This is a genomic window from Mycobacterium kyorinense (assembly GCF_002101735.1).
Classification (GTDB): domain Bacteria; phylum Actinomycetota; class Actinomycetes; order Mycobacteriales; family Mycobacteriaceae; genus Mycobacterium; species Mycobacterium kyorinense.
In genome coordinates, this window is the sequence record NZ_LQPE01000114.1 from 1 (window position 1) to 16,952 (window position 16,952).

Annotated in this window: 18 protein-coding genes and 2 pseudogenes; 12 read left to right on the forward strand and 8 right to left on the reverse strand. The window is 67.1% G+C overall.

The features are described from left to right. The 10 genes and pseudogenes from AWC14_RS29000 to AWC14_RS13810 all read left to right on the forward strand — a co-directional run. Window positions 1–153 (forward strand): annotated as a pseudogene (locus tag AWC14_RS29000) (HNH endonuclease signature motif containing protein); the annotation flags it as partial. Window positions 154–804: 651 nt separating this feature from the next. Then, complete coding sequence (locus tag AWC14_RS13770; RefSeq protein WP_045374602.1) at window positions 805–1,134, forward strand: type VII secretion target; 330 nt, start codon at window positions 805–807, stop codon at window positions 1,132–1,134. A gap of 5 nt (window positions 1,135–1,139) precedes the next feature. Next, complete coding sequence (locus AWC14_RS13775) at window positions 1,140–2,456, forward strand: NlpC/P60 family protein (RefSeq protein ID WP_052425486.1); 1,317 nt, start codon at window positions 1,140–1,142, stop codon at window positions 2,454–2,456. A 71-nt stretch (window positions 2,457–2,527) separates the two neighbouring features. Beyond that, the gene (locus tag AWC14_RS13780; protein WP_081967990.1) at window positions 2,528–3,145 is read left to right on the forward strand and encodes a sensor domain-containing protein; all 618 of its coding nucleotides are present in this window, start codon (window positions 2,528–2,530) and stop codon (window positions 3,143–3,145) included. 215 nt (window positions 3,146–3,360) lie between these two features. Next, window positions 3,361–3,666, forward strand: coding sequence for a hypothetical protein (locus tag AWC14_RS13785; RefSeq protein ID WP_045374606.1), 306 nt, complete (start codon window positions 3,361–3,363; stop codon window positions 3,664–3,666). After that, window positions 3,663–3,971 carry a plasmid mobilization protein gene (locus tag AWC14_RS13790; RefSeq protein ID WP_045374607.1) on the forward strand — a complete coding sequence of 103 codons (309 nt, stop codon included), beginning with the start codon at window positions 3,663–3,665 and terminating at the stop codon, window positions 3,969–3,971. The genes AWC14_RS13785 and AWC14_RS13790 overlap by 4 nt, the downstream gene beginning before the upstream one ends. 139 nt (window positions 3,972–4,110) lie before the next feature. Then, window positions 4,111–4,503: pseudogene (locus tag AWC14_RS13795) on the forward strand (hypothetical protein); the annotation flags it as partial. A 29-nt stretch (window positions 4,504–4,532) separates the two neighbouring features. Continuing rightward, on the forward strand, window positions 4,533–6,086 hold the full coding sequence (gene guaA / locus AWC14_RS13800) for a glutamine-hydrolyzing GMP synthase (RefSeq protein WP_081967989.1): 1,554 nt from the start codon (window positions 4,533–4,535) through the stop codon (window positions 6,084–6,086). A 154-nt stretch (window positions 6,087–6,240) separates the two neighbouring features. After that, entirely contained in the window at window positions 6,241–6,864 is a 624-nt protein-coding gene (locus AWC14_RS13805; RefSeq protein WP_045374610.1) for a carbohydrate kinase family protein, read from the forward strand. A 3-nt stretch (window positions 6,865–6,867) separates the two neighbouring features. After that, window positions 6,868–8,433, forward strand: a complete 1,566-nt coding sequence (locus AWC14_RS13810; protein ID WP_045374611.1) for a DNA polymerase Y family protein — start codon at window positions 6,868–6,870, stop codon at window positions 8,431–8,433. Window positions 8,434–8,436: 3 nt separating this feature from the next. Here the strand turns inward: AWC14_RS13810 and AWC14_RS13815 are convergent, their stop codons facing one another. From AWC14_RS13815 to AWC14_RS13840, 6 genes are all read right to left on the reverse strand, one after another. Then, on the reverse strand, window positions 8,437–8,775 hold the full coding sequence (locus tag AWC14_RS13815) for a type II toxin-antitoxin system PemK/MazF family toxin (RefSeq protein WP_337590229.1): 339 nt from the start codon (window positions 8,773–8,775) through the stop codon (window positions 8,437–8,439). Further along, entirely contained in the window at window positions 8,736–8,966 is a 231-nt protein-coding gene (locus AWC14_RS13820) for a hypothetical protein (protein ID WP_193393857.1), read from the reverse strand. The genes AWC14_RS13815 and AWC14_RS13820 overlap by 40 nt, the downstream gene beginning before the upstream one ends. A gap of 91 nt (window positions 8,967–9,057) precedes the next feature. Continuing rightward, window positions 9,058–10,008: a nucleoside hydrolase gene (locus tag AWC14_RS13825; protein ID WP_045374615.1), complete on the reverse strand. Its 951-nt coding sequence runs from the start codon at window positions 10,006–10,008 to the stop codon at window positions 9,058–9,060. After that, complete coding sequence (locus AWC14_RS13830) at window positions 10,005–10,649, reverse strand: 2OG-Fe dioxygenase family protein (RefSeq protein ID WP_081967992.1); 645 nt, start codon at window positions 10,647–10,649, stop codon at window positions 10,005–10,007. The genes AWC14_RS13825 and AWC14_RS13830 overlap by 4 nt, the downstream gene beginning before the upstream one ends. Before the next feature lie 49 nt (window positions 10,650–10,698). Next, on the reverse strand, window positions 10,699–12,705 hold the full coding sequence (locus AWC14_RS13835; protein WP_045374617.1) for an SDR family oxidoreductase: 2,007 nt from the start codon (window positions 12,703–12,705) through the stop codon (window positions 10,699–10,701). 70 nt (window positions 12,706–12,775) lie between these two features. Further along, window positions 12,776–13,483, reverse strand: a complete 708-nt coding sequence (locus AWC14_RS13840) for a histidine phosphatase family protein (RefSeq protein ID WP_045374619.1) — start codon at window positions 13,481–13,483, stop codon at window positions 12,776–12,778. Window positions 13,484–13,570: 87 nt separating this feature from the next. On the opposite strand from AWC14_RS13840, the gene AWC14_RS13845 reads away from it, so the two are divergent. Both AWC14_RS13845 and AWC14_RS13850 read left to right on the forward strand, forming a co-directional pair. Then, window positions 13,571–14,443 (forward strand): MaoC/PaaZ C-terminal domain-containing protein, encoded by an 873-nt coding sequence (locus tag AWC14_RS13845; RefSeq protein WP_045374621.1) that lies wholly within the window; start codon window positions 13,571–13,573, stop codon window positions 14,441–14,443. A gap of 29 nt (window positions 14,444–14,472) precedes the next feature. Further along, window positions 14,473–14,679 carry a hypothetical protein gene (locus AWC14_RS13850; RefSeq protein ID WP_045374623.1) on the forward strand — a complete coding sequence of 69 codons (207 nt, stop codon included), beginning with the start codon at window positions 14,473–14,475 and terminating at the stop codon, window positions 14,677–14,679. Here AWC14_RS13850 and AWC14_RS13855 read toward each other — a convergent pair whose 3' ends face one another. Together AWC14_RS13855 and otsB are read right to left on the reverse strand one after the other, a co-directional pair. Next, window positions 14,680–15,843, reverse strand: a complete 1,164-nt coding sequence (locus tag AWC14_RS13855) for a serine hydrolase domain-containing protein (RefSeq protein ID WP_045374625.1) — start codon at window positions 15,841–15,843, stop codon at window positions 14,680–14,682. Beyond that, window positions 15,840–16,946, reverse strand: coding sequence for a trehalose-phosphatase (gene otsB, locus AWC14_RS13860; RefSeq protein ID WP_045374627.1), 1,107 nt, complete (start codon window positions 16,944–16,946; stop codon window positions 15,840–15,842). Before otsB ends, AWC14_RS13855 begins: the two co-directional genes overlap by 4 nt. Between the last annotated feature and the right edge of the window lie 6 nt (window positions 16,947–16,952).

Consider the following 16,952-nt stretch of genomic DNA (forward strand, 5'->3'; position numbering starts at 1 on the left):
CGCACCACCCGGGTGATCAACCGGCGCCTGCGCCGCGCCCTCGAGCACCGCGACCGCTGCTGCGTGGTGCCCGGCTGCGGGGCCACCCGCGGCCTGCACGCCCACCACATCCGGCACTGGGAAGACGGCGGGCCCACCGAGTTGAGCAAGGTGAGGTGTCGGCAATATACCCCCTTCACGCAGGAGGATGACACTCGGATCTCCGACCGAAGGGAAGGTCAAATACATTGTGGTGCAGGCTAATTCAAAGTCCACGGTGCGCACCTCGGCGATGCGCGGAGCCGACCTGAGTCGCCAGTACCCGATCATCGGCGCTTGAGTTGGGCCACGCCGCAATCGCCCCGACGCCCACGGTGTCGGGGCGCTCGCCATCGGTGGCCCGCTGCGCCGCCAACAGCTAGCCGAACGTTTCGCCAGCTGGGGGATTCGACCGCCACCCAACGCGCGTCGGCGCCTTGCCGGACCACGCCGTGGCGGCTCCCGTCCGCTGGCGCTGCCGTCCGCCGCCACGGAACCAGCCAGCCCGAACCGTCGTGAGCAGCAGGTGTCCGCCGGCGTGACGTTTGAGAATCGTCGGTTAGCACAGCGACCGCGACGGATGCTGCTCGCGTCACGACGAACGAAACAACGACGGGCGCAACCCGCGCAGATCGGCTCGCAACGAAAACCGACTCTGACCTGCGGTGTGAGAACTTTCTTCACTTAGATCAAGAACGCGGCCGAACCAGCTGACGCGGCAGATTTGGTGTATAAGCCCTGCTGGCGGGGCGGTTATGCTGTCCTGAAAACCCAGGGAGGCTATCCATGGCTGATGACTTGCAAGTTGATACCGCCGGGCTTCGTAGCGCCAGTGACCAACTGTTTAGCGCGGTGCAGTCCGCCGCCGCGGACTTCGCCGAGCACGAAACCAATCTGACTCAGGCAGCGGAGCGCTGGACCGGGGCATCAAAGCAGGCGCTCGCCGAGGTGGCGGCCACCTGGGAAAGCCGCCACGCCGCGCACCAGCAACGCTTGACCACGTTGGCCCAGAGCTTGGCAGATGCCGCTACCCGCTACGCCAGCACCGATGCCGACTCCGCCGCATCCATCGAGGCCGTCGAGAAGTTGGCGCGGGAAATGAGTAAAGGAATGTAGGGCGCGTGGAGCCGCTAACCTTCGATGACGTTCTGCTGTACTGGAACGCCGACATGCTCCACGAGGCGTTTTCGGTTGCCTCCAAGCGGGGAGACACCATGCAGAACTTCGGTGACAACCTGGAAACGATCCAGAAATTCGTGCTCGGCCATTGGGAAGGCCAAGCCGGGCAAGCCTTCCACGACGACATGGGCAAGCCCCGCCGAGACATCGAAGCCGACGGACGACAATCCACGCGGGTCGCGGCGGCCATCGGGCGCGCCGAAGGAGATATAAGCCGCTGCCACGCGCAAGCCAAAGAGCTCAAGGCGCAAGCCGACGAAAACAACTGGACCATCACCCCGAACTGGACACTCGATGTCGGCGACACTGCCATCGGGCGCGATCCTGTCGAGTTCGCCGCCCGGCAGCAGCTTTTGCAAGACGAACTGGACAAGCTGCACGGCGAAGCCGACGCCGCCGACCAAGAACTCGCCACCGCTGTGCGCGCCGCTGTCGGCGAGGTCCAACTCGACGAGCAAGGCCGTGTGGTCGGCGGGCCACCACCCCAGGCGCCCGGACAACAGACACCGGACACCGTGCCCGGGCCGCACGAGGGCGATCCCGGATATAAAACCGGACTGACGCCGACACTTGCCGGCAGCCCCGGCGACCACCCACCGATGCACGTCGCCGCGGGCTCATCGGATCAAGTCAGGTTGCAGGACAACCCGCCCGGATACAACGGACCGGCAGGGGCGCCTCGTGACGCCGCGTGGCAGGCGTACCTCTCGCAACAGAACGGATCGACAACCGGCAAGGTCGATCCGAAGACTTTGGTACTACCAAACCCCGACGCGGTATCTGATCCCGGCCTGAAAACCCTTGGGGCGGCGGCCAAACAACAAGGAGTCTCTTACGCTTGGGGCGGCGGCCACGATCCCAAGGTGACGGGCGTAACCCGCGGCCATCAATCCACCGCAGAAGAGGTCGGCCGGGACAATATCCCCGATCAATCTTGGACCTTCCACGACAACAATCGGACGGGGTTTGACTGCTCAGGGTTGGCGCGGTTTGCCACCGAATCGGGCCACGGCTTTGACATGGGCTCCGGCAACACCGTCTTTCAAGAACGCGCACTCCCCGGCCACGGTGCCGTTGCGGTTCCCGACTCTGCGCTCAGACCCGGCGACATCATCTACTACGGGCCGCCCGGGGACTCAAATCACGTCGCCATCTATGCCGGCAACGGACTAATGATCCAAGCCGCCGAATCGGGCGAGCCCGTTGAGGTCAGCCCGATGAGGCACGATACGCACCGCAACTATCACATCGGCAACTAACAACTCCGGGGATGAATGTGACTCAGAACCGAAACCACCAAGAGGCTTTCACAATTCGCGGTGGCGTATCCATGGCAGTTAAGGCGGCCGTTACGATCTGCTGTCTCGCAGCATTGTCGGGGTGCACTCACAGCTCGCCGCTCAAGGCCACCGCCGCACCCACGGCGCCAAGTTTGTCCGCGGACTCGTTGATCGTCAGCCTCGATGACGTGCGCCGCATTGCCAATTACGATGACCTGAATTCGCTGGACCTGCTCGACGTCCGCCGTCCCTACAATGATCACGCTAACGATCCAAGGTTTCCGGGCCGGTGCCAAGTGGTCTTCGATCAGGACGTTGCCTTTGGCAGCAACTACAAGCAGTTTCGATCAGTGCAGTATTCAGGTGCAAGCAACAGAGCCGTTACCCAAGCCGTTGGCATTTACCCGGACGAGGCCGCGGCACGCGCAGCATTCGATCGGGTGACCGCGGAGTTGACGGCTTGTTCTGAACTCCACTTAGCGGATTTGCCATTTACCGTCCGCAAACTAGATCCCTCAACGGTTGCACGGTGCGCCGAACAATGCCCCCACATTTACCGTGTGAAATCATCGGTCTTGATCGACGTCGATGTGGTTCATTTTTCTGACTCGCAGCAAATCGCAAATAGCGTCTTACAGATGATCTCGGATCGCATAAACACCGCATAGCGTCCACAGGGTAGATTAAGAACTTGTGAGCAACCTCAGGTCAATCTGCCGTTTCGATGAGGAGCTAACGGAAAAATAGCTGGTGAGAGCGTCGGCGATGGCATGGGGTGTCGTTTGCAAAACGCGAATCACCCCATGCCTCTGTGTCGGAAATGAACTAACTGGGCGGGGACGCACACCAGATCACGTAGTGGTTCGTAGTATAATGTAGGTGTGTGCAGGTTGACTGGAGCAAGCGGGCCGACTACGTCGGGGAGCGGCACGGCATCTCTGCGGACTGGGCGGATGAAGCGGCCAACGACCGTCACGCCGTGTGGCAAGTGCCAGACCCGGCCAGTCGGTCGGGCCTGTCGGTTCGGGTGATCGGCTATTCGCCGTCGGCGCGGGCGGTGCTGACCGTGATTTTGGTGTCCGCCGATGCTGATGCCGATGAGCGCCCGGACGGCGATTGGTGGGGTAGCAACGCCTGGATCGCGAATCACCAGGATCAGTGCCTCTACAGTGAGGAGCAGGAAGAATGAGCAGGATTGACGATCTACTCGCCGACGAAGGCGCACGCGCGGAGGCATACTCGGGAGGCCCGGCGCCTGAGCATGTCACGACGAGCCGGCCGAATCTCGGCCGCCAGGCTGTGGTCTCGGTGCGTTTAGCTGCCGATGAGCATGAGCGCCTGAGCCAAGCCGCCCGCAAAGCGGGAATGTCGCTATCGACCCTTATCCGGGTGTGGGCCGTCGATCGGCTGCACGCCGAAGATCGCGGCGAATCAGGAACCGTCGCCGAGCGTCTAGCCCGGCTCGAACGCGAAGTGTTCACCCGACCCGCCTGAACCACCCAAACTCCACAGGGTGCAGGTGCGAACGCGCATCGGTACGCCGGTCGTCTGGCCTCTCTCAGCGGGGAACGCGAACGCCCGGCTGGCTTTTTGCTATCGAGTACCGCGGACGCAGGGGGTAGGTTAACGACTTGCAACAAATCTCAAATGTTATTGCCGCACACACCATTTAGTGAAAACTTTCTGGGGATGGCGCGAGCAGCAGTTGCCCGATGGGACACTCATTCTCGCCTCGCCGGAGGGGCAGACCTATGTCACCACCCCGGGCAGCGCGCTGCTGTTCCCCAGCCTGTGTCGCGGCATCGGCGCCATCCCTGCCCTCGAGGCCGACCCACCAGCCGGCTACTGCGGCCAACGCAGCGCGATGATGCCCAAACGCCGCCGCACCCGTGCTCAAAACCGGGCCCAGCGCATTGCGGCCGAACGCAACCACAACCGCCGGGCCCGCCAAGCCCGGCGGACCGACTCCATGAGCTACTTCGGGCCGGCCCCACCAGGGAGTGACGACGACCCGCCACCGTTCTGAGGGGGAACGCCGCAACTTAGACTGGCTCGGTGGAGTCAGGATCGCCCCGCCCCGTGCTGGTTGTCGATTTCGGTGCGCAGTATGCCCAGTTGATCGCCCGCCGGGTGCGCGAGGCCCGGGTGTTCTCCGAGGTGATACCGCACACCGCGTCGATCGAGGAAATCAAGGCCCGCGACCCGCAGGCGCTGGTGCTCTCCGGCGGGCCGGCCAGCGTATACGCCGATGGCGCGCCGCAGCTCGATCCCGCGCTGTTCGACCTGGGGCTGCCGGTGTTCGGCATCTGCTACGGGTTTCAGGCCATGGCCCAGGCGCTCGGCGGCACCGTCGCGCCCACCGGCACCAGCGAATACGGCCGGACTGAACTGAATGTCCTTGGCGGCGAACTACATTCGGGACTTTCGGGCGTGCAGCCGGTGTGGATGAGCCACCGCGACGCCGTCACCGCCGCGCCGCAGGGGTTCGAAGTGGTGGCCGCCAGCACGGCTTCTCCGGTGGCCGCCTTCGAGGACCGGGCCAGACGGCTGGCCGGCGTGCAGTACCACCCCGAGGTGATGCATACCCCGCACGGGCAGCAGGTGCTCAGCCGGTTTCTGCACGACTTCGCCGGCATCGGCGCGGACTGGACGCCGGCCAACATCGCCGGTGCGCTGGTCGAGCAGGTGCGCGAGCAGATCGGCGACGGCCACGCGATCTGCGGCCTGTCCGGCGGGGTGGATTCGGCGGTGGCCGCCGCGCTGGTGCAGCGCGCCATCGGCGATCGGCTGACGTGTGTGTTCGTCGACCACGGGTTGTTGCGCGCCGGCGAGCGCGTGCAGGTGCAGCGCGACTTCGTCGCCGCAACTGGAGCGCATCTGGTCACCGTCGACGCGGCGGAGACCTTCCTGCAGGCGCTCTCGGGCGTGACCAATCCCGAGGGCAAGCGCAAGATCATCGGCCGCCAGTTCATCCGGGCCTTTGAAGGTGCAGTGCGAGATATCATGGGAGACAACGAGATTGACTTCCTGGTGCAGGGCACGCTGTACCCGGACGTGGTGGAGTCCGGCGGCGGCGCCGGCGCGGCGAACATCAAGAGCCACCACAATGTCGGCGGTCTGCCGGGCGACTTGAAGTTCAAGCTCGTCGAGCCGCTGCGGTTGCTGTTCAAAGACGAGGTGCGCGCGGTCGGGCGGGAATTGGGGCTGCCGGAGGAAATCGTTGCGCGCCAGCCATTTCCGGGCCCGGGCCTGGCGATCCGGATCGTCGGCGAGGTCACCGCGGCCCGGCTGGACACGCTGCGACGCGCGGACGCGATCGCCCGCGAGGAGCTGACCGCGGCGGGGCTGGACAACCAGATCTGGCAGTGCCCGGTGGTGCTGCTGGCCGACATCCGCTCGGTGGGCGTGCAGGGCGACGGCCGCACCTACGGGCATCCGATCGTGCTGCGACCGGTGTCCAGCGAGGACGCGATGACCGCCGACTGGACCCGGGTGCCCTACGAGGTGCTGGAGCGCATCTCGACGCGGATCACCAACGAGGTCGCCGAGGTCAACCGAGTGGCGCTGGACGTCACCAGCAAACCTCCCGGCACCATCGAGTGGGAGTAGGTCGCGGCTTTTTCGTCCGGCGAATCCGGGGTGCCGCGTAGGGCCACAGAAGCACCATTTGCCCCAGCTGTATCCGTTGCTTGACGGTTGTCGGTGGGTAGGTGTTGACTCACGGGTATCGAACATACATTCGAGAACCAGGTGGGAAGGCGTAATGACGGCGGCTGTAGCCCAAAACCGCGCTGAGCAGCTGAAACAGCTGCGACGGCAGATGGCGGCGGTGTCCGGGAAGGTCGGCTCCCGGGTGCCGTTGCCGGAGCCGGAGGCCGGGCTGCCGATCCCGCCGATGCTGGCCGAGGTGTTGCCTGGCGCGTTGCCCCGGGGAACGGTGGCGGTGTGCTCGGGTGCCCGTTCTCTGCTCCTGAGCATGGTGGCCGCGGTGACGGCGGGGGGCGGCAACGTGGCAATCGTCGGCCAGCCGGATATCGGGTTGCTGGCCGCCGCGGAGATGGGGGCGGACCTGAGCCGGCTCGCGGTGATACCGAACGCCGGAACCGACCCGGTCGAGGTGGCCGCGGTGCTCATGGACGGGATGGATCTGGTGGTGCTCGGGCTCGGCGGGCGCTCGGTGCCGCAGACCCGGGCGCGGGCGGTGGTGGCCCGCGCGCACCAGAAGGGCTGCACCCTGCTGGTCACCGACGGCGACTGGCAGGGAGCGTCGATGCGGCTGGAGGCCCGGGTCTGCGGTTACGAGACCGGCGAGCCCGGCTTCGGGCGGATCAGGCAAGTGCGGCTCGACGTGTGTGCGCGGGGACGTGCGATGGCCCGGACGGGATGAGCCATGCCCTCCCGCGTGCTGGCGATCTGGTGTATGGATTGGCCGGCGGTCGCCGCGGCGGCGGCCGCCGGCTTGCCCGCGACGGCTCCGGTCGCGGTCACCCTGGCCAACCGGGTGATCGCCTGCTCGTCGGCCGCCCGTGCGGCGGGGGTGCGGCGCACTCTGCGGCGGCGGGAGGCGGCTGCGCGCTGCCCGCAGCTGCACGTCGTGGCCGCGGACGCCGACCGCGACGCCCGGTTCTTCGAAGGCGTGGTCGCGGCGGTCGACGATCTGGTGCCCCGCGCCGAGGTGCTGCGGCCCGGGCTGATCGTGTTGCCGGTGCGCGGGGCGGCCCGCTTTTTCGGCTCCGAGCAGCAGGCGGCCGAGCGGCTGGTCGACGCGGTGGCCGCCGCCGGCGCCGAGTGTCAGGTCGGGATCGCCGATCAGCTGTCCACCGCCGTCTTCGCCGCCCGCGCGGGGCGAGTCGTGGCGCCGGGCGAAGACGCGCGGTTCCTGTCGGCGTTGTCGATCCGTCAACTGGCCACCGAGCCCAGCCTGTCCGGTCCCGGCCGCGAGGAGCTGGCAGACCTGTTGTGGCGGATGGGGATTCGCACCATCGGGCAGTTCGCCGCATTGTCCCGCAGCGACGTGGCGTCGAGGTTCGGCGCCGACGCGGTGACCGCGCACCGGTTCGCCCGCGGCGAGCCGGTGCGCGGGCCGTCCGGGCGCGAGCCGCCGGCCGAACTCGACGCCGTGCTGCATCCCGACCCGCCGATCGACCGCGTCGACGCCGCGGCGTTTGCCGGGCGCTCGCTGGCTGCCGCGTTGCATCAGACGTTGATGGCCGCCGGAGTGGGCTGCACCCGGCTGGCCATCCATGCCGTCACCGCCAACGGTGAAGAGCTGCAACGGGTTTGGCGATGCGCCGAGCCGTTGACCGAGGACGCCACCGCCGACCGGGTGCGCTGGCAGCTCGACGGCTGGCTGAACAAGCGCACCATCGAGGATCGGCCCAGCGCGCCGGTGACCCAGCTGCGGCTGCAGGCCGTCGAGGTGGTGTCGGCCGGGGCATTGCAGTTGCCACTGTGGGGCGGCCTCGGCGAGGACGACCGGCTGCGGGCCCGACGGGCGCTGGTGCGGGTGCAGGGCCTACTCGGTCCGGAAGCGGTGCAGGTGCCGGTGCTGTCCGGCGGTCGCGGCCCGGCCGAGCGCATCACGCTGACACCGCTGGGCGACGAGCCGGTGCCGCAGGCCGACCCGCGTCAACCCTGGCCAGGTCAATTGCCCGAACCGTCGCCGACGGTGTTGCTCGACGACCCGGTGGAACTGCTTGATTTCCAAGGCAATCCGGTCCGGGTGACCAGCCGCGGGGTGTTTTCCGCCGACCCGGCACGGCTGACCGCCCGCGGTCGTGACGACCCGTTGCGCTGGTGGGCCGGGCCATGGCCGGTCGACGAGCGATGGTGGGATCCGGACCGGGCCAAAGGTCGCACCGCCCGGGCCCAAGTGTTGGTGGACGGCGATCCCGGTAAGGCGCTGCTGCTGTGCTACCGCCAGCGACGGTGGTATCTGGAAGGCATCTACGAGTGACGGCTACCGCTCTGGTGTCGCGAGCAATTTGAACAACATGTTGTTGACGTCGGTGAGCGCCTGGACATCGACGTGACGGACTTGCTCGGTCAGCCGCGCCTTGCGCATGCTGGTTATCAGACCCGGGGCGGCCCAACCATCACCGAGGTCGACTCCGAAACCTGTGGCGGGCTCGGAATCAAACACAGGCACGACGATGACGGTAGGTTCGCTGGGAATTTCGTTGTACACCGTCGAGGAAACGACCAGCACACTAACGCCAGTATCGGTCCGCCAAATATCACCCCGGCGTGGGGATCTGCTCAATGCTTGACCAGTTCGTCTAGATTGCGATCCGCCCACGCTTCGCTGAATGCTGCAATCTCAGGATGCGCTCGCATCCACTGATCATGCTCCGTGCAGCGCCGTCGCATGTCCTCCATGTCATGCTGACCCTTAACCCACCAGGCCATCGGCAGTCTGTCCAGGTCGGCGTACCGTTTCAGGGCTTGATACGCGCTGTCAAGCAGTCGCAACGGAATCAACCGCACCATCGCTTGATGCTAACAACATTGTCTGGCGAACGGTCCCCGAAACTTTGATGGCTGTGGATATCGCAGGCGCCGAGCGTACACGTTCGGCGAACTAGTCCAGCCGAAGCGCGAACGCGCCCACCCGGTCGATGAACCGATCGAAAAACACGTCGGGATCGACGTCAACACCGATGAGCGCGTTCGGCTTTCGTCCCCAGCGTCCCGACCAGTCGGTCACCGTCATGCCGCGGGTCAATGTGCCGGCGAGCTCGACGTCCACCGTCGCCTCCCGGACTGTCACCAATTCGGGATCCAACGCCACCGCGGCGGCCAGCGGGTCATGCAGATGCGCCAGATATCCATAGCCGGCATCGCGGTGTGCCTCGAAGTAGAACCGCATCGCGTCGTCGATGAACTGGGTCAGCGCCGTTGTTCCCAACCGCTGCAAGTGCTCCGGTGTCATCGCGATGTGCTGGGTCAGGTCCAGCCCGCACAGGATCGGCAGGGGCTCAGTCCAACCCGCAAAGACCTCGGCCGCCGCCTCGGGATCCACGTGGATGTTCCATTCGGCCACCGGATTGGTGTTGCCGCGATAGTCGTAGGCGCCGCCCATGATCACCAGCCGGCGCAGCAGCTTCGGCAGCTCGGGTTCGGCGCGCAACGCCAGCGCCAGGTTGGTCAGCGGCCCGGTGGCCACCCCGATCAGCTCTCCGGGGTAAGAGCGCGCTGCCCGTGCCCAGGCCGTCGCGGCGTCATACCCGACCAGCCGGCGATCACTCACCGGCAGCTCGGCATAACCTAAACCCTTGGGCCCGTGCGCTTTTCCGGGCGGGCACATCGGGCAGCTCAAGGGTTGACCGGCGCCCTTGGACACTGGGATATCGCCCGCTTGGCAGAGGTCGAGCAGAGCGAGGTTGTTCTGGCAAACCTGGTCTACTCCCACGTTTCCGCCTGTCGAGGCGATGCCGATCAGCTCAGCCTCCGGGCTGGCCAGCAGATACACCAACGCCAGCGCATCGTCGACGCCGGTGTCGACGTCGACGAAGATCGGTAGTGCGTTCACGCGAATGTGATTACCAGAACGTCGCGCACTGCGGGCGCCGAGGCGTCAACCGGCCGGATCGGGGAGACGCCGTGCACGGTGCGACGATCGTCGCCCAACAGCAGCGTGCCCGGCTCGGTCAGCGTCGTCGTCAGCAGCGGCCGTCCGTCGCTGTCGACCACGGTGCTCTCGCCGCCGACCGCGTTGCGCCGGTCGATCAGCAGCGAGGTGACCAGCGTGACCCCGTCGCGGTGCAGTCCCTCGGGCGTGGGCCGGCCGTCGCCGTCCGCCGATGCGACGACTCGGAACGGGTGCACCTTGACGGTCCACTCCGCCACGTCGTCAAGCGCCGTCGCGAACCGGCCGAGCAACCTCAGCAGGCCATCGAGCAGTGGATCGCGGGCGAATGCGTCGGTCAGCGGCTCGAAGTGGCGATCCCGCTCGACGTAGAGCGGGTTGGAGTCGTGTGGCTGCACGAACGCCCCGGTGGGCATCGGCGTGGCGACGCCGTCGGCGAACGTGAAATGGCCGTAGCGCCGTAGCCGCTGAATGCCCAATTCCGCCGCATAGGGATCAGGCGCCAGCTCGTCCCAGTGCGCGGCGAACCGGGTCCACACGTCCTCGTCGACGCCGAGGCTGCGCGCCACGTCGGCAGGCGGCATCACGCACACGCCCGTCGTGGCCAACAGCTCAGCGGTCACGCCACGGGGATTACCAATGCACCCCGGGTACCAAACGCACTGCCCGTCGGACCGGTCGAGGCACCCGCACCCGGGTGACGGCGCGTACCGGGCGCTTCGGTCGTCGCTGCGACGACGGCTGTGGCGCAACAGAATCCGCGGGCTCGATACCCAGCGCGGCCGGCGAATCCGGGTAGCCGAGGTAGAGCTGGTGCAGGATCCGCCGCGACAGCTTGGGGGTGAAGTAGTGGCCGGCCTCGGCGAGCGTGCCCAGCGGCGTGTCGATGCGCGCCGGCTTCTCGATCAGCCCGCGCACCACCATGGCCGCCGCGTGCTCGGGGCTGATCGCGCGCATCGGGTTCAGCCGCCGCGACGGCGCGATCATCGGAGTGGCCACCAGCGGCATGTGGATGTTGGTGAACGTGATGTGGTCCGACAGCGTCTCCGACGACACCACCTCGGCGAACGCGTCCAGCGCCGCCTTGGACGGCAGATACGAGCTGTACTTGGGGCTGCGGGCCTGCACCCCGGCGCTGGACACGTTGACGACGTGACCGAACCGCCGCTCCCGCCAGTGCGGCAACAGCGCCAGCACCATCCGCACCGCGCCGAAGTAGTTGACCGCCATCACCCGCTCGTAATCGTGCAGGCGGTCAACGGAATTGACCACCGACCGGCGAATCGAGCGGCCGGCGTTGTTGACCAGATAGTCGACATGGTCGAACCGCCCGAGAATGTCCTTGACGGTGTGCTCCACCGACGCCGAATCGGTGACGTCGCAGGTGAACGCGTAGGCCTGGCCGCCGGCGGCGCGGATCTCGGCGACCAGATCGTCAAGCGCGTCGCCATTGCGGGCCAGGGCGAACACCGTCGCGCCCCGCTCGGCCACCGCAATCGCCGATGCCCGGCCGATGCCGCTGGACGCGCCGGTGATGATGACGTGCTTGCCGACCAGCGGGCCGGCCGGATCGGCGCGCCGGGCCCGGTCCGGGTCTAGGTGCTCCGCCCAGTACCGCCACAGCTTGGGCGCGTAAGACGCAAACTCGGGCACGTCAATACCGCTGCCGCGCAGCGCTTTCCGAGTCTCGTCGGACACGAAGGTGGGTGCCAGGTCGACGACGTCGAGCACCTCGGCGGGAATGCCCAGCTGGGTGGCCGCCATGTTGCGCCACACCTTGACCCGGCCCCGCACCCGCAGCACCGGCGCGGCCACCGATCGCGGCAGCGATCCGCGCAGCGGCGGCAGGCCCGCCTCGGCCGCGATACCGCGGTAAATGCCGCGCAGCCCAATGGTTTTCGGTGCGGTCAGGTGGAACGTCTGGCCGTCGCGCCCGTCGGCGTGCATCAGCCAGACCAGCGCGTTGACCACGTAGTCGACCGGCACGATGTTGGTGCGCCCGGTGTCGGGCAACATGATCGGGGTGAACCGGGGCAAGACAGCCAACCGAGCCAAGACCGGAAAGAAGTAATACGGGCCGTCGATCTTGTCCATCTCGCCGGTCCGTGAATCGCCGACCACCACCGCGGGCCGATACACCCGATACCGCAGACCGGACGCCGAGCGCACCAGCTGCTCGGCCTCGAACTTGGTCTGGTGATACGGCGTGGGCAGCTCCTGGCCCACGTCGAAATCCGCCTCGGTATACTCGCCGCGGAAGTTGCCGGCCACCGCGATCGACGACACGTGGTGCAGCGTCGCGTCCAGCCGACGGGCCAGCTCGATCACCGCGCGGGTGCCGTCCACGTTGGCGGTGCGCTGTTCGGCGTCGGAGGCGGTGATGTCGTAGATCGCCGCGCAGTGCACCACATGTGCGACGTCCCCGAGGTCGGCGACGTCGGTCAACCCCAGATCCGGCGCCGTCAGGTCGCCGACCAGCGGCTTTGCTCGTTCACCCCACTCGGCGGCCAACCGTTCGAAGCGGCCCAGCGAGCCGCGGCGGACCAGCACCCACACCTCGGCGTCGGGCTCGACGGCCAACAGACGTGACACGACTCGGCGCCCGATAAACCCGGTACCGCCGGTAACGACATAGCGCATGCAAGCAATCGTGAGCGCTGGTACCGGCAATCGTCAATGCCGTGTGACGCGATCGACCGGCGGGTGGCGATTAGTAGCGGAAGTCGCGGATGCCGTCCCAGTCGACCAGCGTCCACCCCATCGCGGGGCTCCCGGTGATCACGACGCGCCCGGTGTTGGGCAACGGATGGGTCTTGGCCAGGCTCTCGTTGGGGTTCTTCACGTTCATCAGCGTCCAGTACGCGATCGCGGTGCCGTGCGAGAAGGCGATCGGCTTGTTGTCGCCGCTGTCGTAGATCTTTTGGACGGCGGCAGTGAACTGGTCGTTGAACTGTTTTCCGCTGATCGAGCCCGGGATGGCGTCCTGGATGTCGCCGTTCAGCCAATCCGCGGGTGCCACCAGATAGGTCTGGCCGGCCCGGTCCGAGCGGGTGTTGTCGTACCAGCCGGCGTCGATTTCGCGCAGCCCGGGCAGGATCTGGACGTGTTCGTGGAGTTGTTTCGCCAGCGGCGCAGCGGTCTGCTGGGTGCGGACCATGGTCGACGCGTACACGCCGTCGTATTTGTTGCGCGCCAGCTGGCGGGCGAGCTGCTCGGCCTGACCTTCACCTTGTTCGGTGAGACCCGGGCCCGGCACCTCGGTGTTGATCAGCCCGCCGGCGTTGGCCTCGGACTCGGCGTGCCGGACCAAGGTCAGGGTGATGCTGCGCACGTGCGCGGTGCCGCCCGAGCAGGCGCCGACGGTGATCCCCACGACGAGCGCGGCCAGAGCCTTCCAGATAAGGGTGCGGTTCGGCATGGCGATAGCCTGCCTTGTCGGAGGCTTCAGTGTGGTGAATTTGGCTGGAATGGCCACGCCGCGCAACCCGATCGAGAGGAGACCCGGATGGCGATCGATCCCAAGGCTATCGGCGCGACGACCGAGCCGATGCTGTTCGAGTGGACCGACCGCGACACCCTGCTGTATGCGCTCGGTGTCGGCGCCGGCACCGCGGACCTGTCCTTCACCACCGAGAACAGCCACGGCATCACCCAGCAGGTGCTGCCGACCTATGCGGTGATCTGCTGTCCCGCCTTCGGGGCGGCCGCGAAGATCGGAACGTTCAACTGGGCCATGCTCTTACACGGATCACAGGGCATTCGGCTGCACCAACCGTTGCCACCGGCGGGGAAGCTGTCGGTGGTGTCGGAGGTGGCCGACCTCCAGGACAAGGGTGAGGGCAAGAACGCGATCGTCGTGCTGCGCGGCCGCGGCACCGACCCCGAGACCGGGACGCTGGTCGCCGAGACGCTGACGACGCTCGTCATCCGCGGCGAAGGGGGCTTCGGCGGCGAGCCGGGCCAGCGTCCGGCCGCGCCGGAAATCCCCGACCGCGAGCCCGACGCTCGAATCCCGTTGCCCACCCGGGAAGATCAGCCGCTGATCTATCGGCTCTCCGGCGACCGTAACCCGTTGCACAGCGACCCGTGGTTCGCCCGCGAGCTGGCCGGCTTCCCCAAGCCGATCATGCACGGGTTGTGCACCTACGGGGTGTCCGGTCGCGCGCTGGTCGCCGAGCTCGGCAAGGGCGACGCGGCCGCGATCACCTCGATCAGCGCCCGGTTCACCAAGCCGGTCTTTCCGGGGGAGACGCTGAGCACCTTGATCTGGCGCACCGAACCCGGCAAGGCGGTGTTCCAAACCGAAGCGGCCGCGCCCGACCACAGCGACGCGCGGCTGGTCCTCGAGGACGGCGCGGTGGAATACACCGAGGTTTAACGAGCCCGCCATTGCGGCACTCTGCGGCCATGGCGTTCAAACTCACCTACAGCGACGGTCAAGAGACCGACTACGACGACGGCACCAAGTGGGAAGTCGAAAACGGCGTACTCAAACTGGGGCGCGAGGCGGGTCAGTGGTCCGTCCTCATCTCGCCGAGTCACTGGGCCACCATCGAGCTCGGCAAGGCCGAGGACGGCGACACGCCCAAAGACGAAGACGAAGACGACAGCTGACTACGCCGGCGGGGCCTCGCTGGGGGCCAGTTCGGCACCGATCTTGCGAAACAGGCTGTCGGCCTCGTTGCGGTAGTTGCCCTGCTCGTCAAACGCCGTGGGCTGGTAGGTGACTGCAACCGCGATCGCGAGCTTCTGCGACGGCAGGTAGGCCTCGACGGCGGACTCGCCGGGAGACATCGGATTCTGCAGAAGCCAGTTGCCCGAGATGACGATTCCCAGGCCGTAGGTGCCGCCCCGGACGGTGGACAGCATCGCCTTGTACGAATCCGGCGATAACAGCTTGCCCGAGCCGATGCCCACGGCCGTGGCCTCCAGGTCATAGATGTTGGTGGTCTGGACCGTGCCGCGGGGCATCGTCCAGGACGGATTCCAGAACGTGGCGTCTTCGTAAAACGGTGTGCCGGCCGGGATCTTGAGCGCTCGGCGACGTTCCGAGGTGAACGCATGCAGGGTCGGCACCGGGATCTGCGGCGTGTACGAGTTGGCGGTGTTGATCAGAGCCAGCGGCCCAAGCACCCTGTCCTGCAACAGCTTCGGCATCCCCACGCCGGTGGCCTTCTCCAACGCCATGCCGAGCAGCAGGTAGTTGGTGCGGGCGTAGTTCCAGTTGGTGCCCGGCTCGTAGAGCAACGGCTTGCGCACCGCATACCCGAGCAGTTCGTCGGGCGTCCACTGCCGGAACGGATCGGCGTCGCGGGCGGCAATGAATTCGTCGTTGACGTAATCCGGGTAGCCCGACGTCATGTGCGCGAGCTGACCCAGCGTTACCCGGTCGGCGTTGGGGATATCGGGCAGCCAGGTGGATAATTTGTCGTCCAGGTGCACCTTCTTCTCGTCGACAAGTTTGAGCAGCAGCGTCGACACATAGGACATCGCCACCGCGCCGTTGCGGAAAAACATGCTCGTGGTCGCGGGCACACCGGTCATCGACTCACCGAGTGCTTGGGTGACAATCTCCTTGCCGGCCATCGTGACTCGGACAAGCGCCGCTTTCAGATGCGCCTGCGCCATCGTGTCGCGGACGACCTTGAGCACCGCCTGGGCCTTGGCCGGATCGGCCGACGACGGGGGAGCGGGAGCCTGGCTTTTCGACGTGCAGCCCGCCGCGACGACGGCAAGTGCGCACAGCAGGGAACCCAACCGCCGGAAGAATGTCGTCATCGATGTTGTCCTATCTGGCCTGCCAGTTGCTCGGTGAACGCGACGACGCGGGCCGGGCTGTCCAGCGCATAGCGCGCGGCGGTAGCGCGATCCCCATCTTCGCTGTGGCGCACGACGATTCCGATACCGTCGTCGCGCACCGCGTCGAACGCGTCCTCGTCGGTGATGTCGTCGCCGAAGTAGATCGGCAGCAAGCGATCGTCTGCGACGTCGCGGATGTGGTCGAGCACCCAGCGCAGGGTCTTTCCCTTGTCCCAGTTGACGTTTGGGCGAAGCTCGATCACCTCGCGCCCGGTGGTCACCCGAAGCCCGGTGCGCTGACCGGCCGCCCGCACCGCCGCGGTCACCTCGCCGACCCTGTCCCGTTCGGCGTTGCGGTAATGCACGGCGACGCCAAACCGCTTGTGTTCCACGGCAACTCCGGTGATCTGGCGAAGTTGGTCGCGCAGCTGGCCGGCCGCCTGCTCCAGGACAGGAATCGCCGCCGCGGCTTCCTCGTTGTGGTGGTGTTCGCCGTCGGGCCCGGTCAGCTCGAAGCCGTGGCTGCCCGCATACCAGATGCCGGGCAGGCCGATCCGCTGCCGGACATCGGCGAGATCGCGGCCGGACAGTATCGCGACCGGGCACCGCGCCGTCAGCGACGTCAGCGCGTCGGCCGCGCCGTCGGCCAGCCGGGCTGAGTCGGGGTCGTCGACGATCTCCGAAAGCGTGCCGTCGAAGTCGAAGAACACCGCGGGCCGTCCGGCGGCCGCCACGCCGAGGGCCGCCACGGCGTCGGGCAACTCCGACATGCGGCGATCCCCGGTGCGCACCCGCACCTCGCGCAGATCGCTGACCACCGCGTCGGCGCCGCGGCGGCGCAACTCGTCGCCGGATCCCGTCGCGTCGACACCGATCACCAGCGCGAATCCGCCGGCCCGAGCTTTCGCTACGCCGCCGGCCGTGGCGGTGACCACCGCGCACCGGCCCGGCCGCACCGCCGTCCCGACGGGCTCGACCGCGACGCCGGCGTCGTGCAGTTGCTTGGTCAACGCGTCGGCCGACGGATCGTTCACGTCGAACAGCACCGCGTCGTGGCGCCGTGGGTCGATGATGACCGACATGGCAAT

Excerpts from the sequence above, each read along its gene's own strand:
- AWC14_RS13770 (WP_045374602.1), top strand. The coding sequence starts at position 805 with ATGGCTGATGACTTGCAAGTTGATACCGCCGGGCTTCGTAGCGCCAGT.
- AWC14_RS13780 (WP_081967990.1), top strand. The coding sequence starts at position 2,528 with ATGGCAGTTAAGGCGGCCGTTACGATCTGCTGTCTCGCAGCATTGTCG.
- AWC14_RS13790 (WP_045374607.1), top strand. The coding sequence starts at position 3,663 with ATGAGCAGGATTGACGATCTACTCGCCGACGAAGGCGCACGCGCGGAG.
- AWC14_RS13805 (WP_045374610.1), top strand. The coding sequence starts at position 6,241 with ATGACGGCGGCTGTAGCCCAAAACCGCGCTGAGCAGCTGAAACAGCTG.
- AWC14_RS13810 (WP_045374611.1), top strand. The coding sequence starts at position 6,868 with ATGCCCTCCCGCGTGCTGGCGATCTGGTGTATGGATTGGCCGGCGGTC.
- AWC14_RS13820 (WP_193393857.1), bottom strand. The coding sequence starts at position 8,966 with ATGGTGCGGTTGATTCCGTTGCGACTGCTTGACAGCGCGTATCAAGCC.
- AWC14_RS13830 (WP_081967992.1), bottom strand. The coding sequence starts at position 10,649 with ATGCCGCCTGCCGACGTGGCGCGCAGCCTCGGCGTCGACGAGGACGTG.
- AWC14_RS13835 (WP_045374617.1), bottom strand. The coding sequence starts at position 12,705 with ATGCGCTATGTCGTTACCGGCGGTACCGGGTTTATCGGGCGCCGAGTC.
- AWC14_RS13840 (WP_045374619.1), bottom strand. The coding sequence starts at position 13,483 with ATGCCGAACCGCACCCTTATCTGGAAGGCTCTGGCCGCGCTCGTCGTG.
- AWC14_RS13845 (WP_045374621.1), top strand. The coding sequence starts at position 13,571 with ATGGCGATCGATCCCAAGGCTATCGGCGCGACGACCGAGCCGATGCTG.
- AWC14_RS13850 (WP_045374623.1), top strand. The coding sequence starts at position 14,473 with ATGGCGTTCAAACTCACCTACAGCGACGGTCAAGAGACCGACTACGAC.
- AWC14_RS13855 (WP_045374625.1), bottom strand. The coding sequence starts at position 15,843 with ATGACGACATTCTTCCGGCGGTTGGGTTCCCTGCTGTGCGCACTTGCC.
- otsB (WP_045374627.1), bottom strand. The coding sequence starts at position 16,946 with ATGTCGGTCATCATCGACCCACGGCGCCACGACGCGGTGCTGTTCGAC.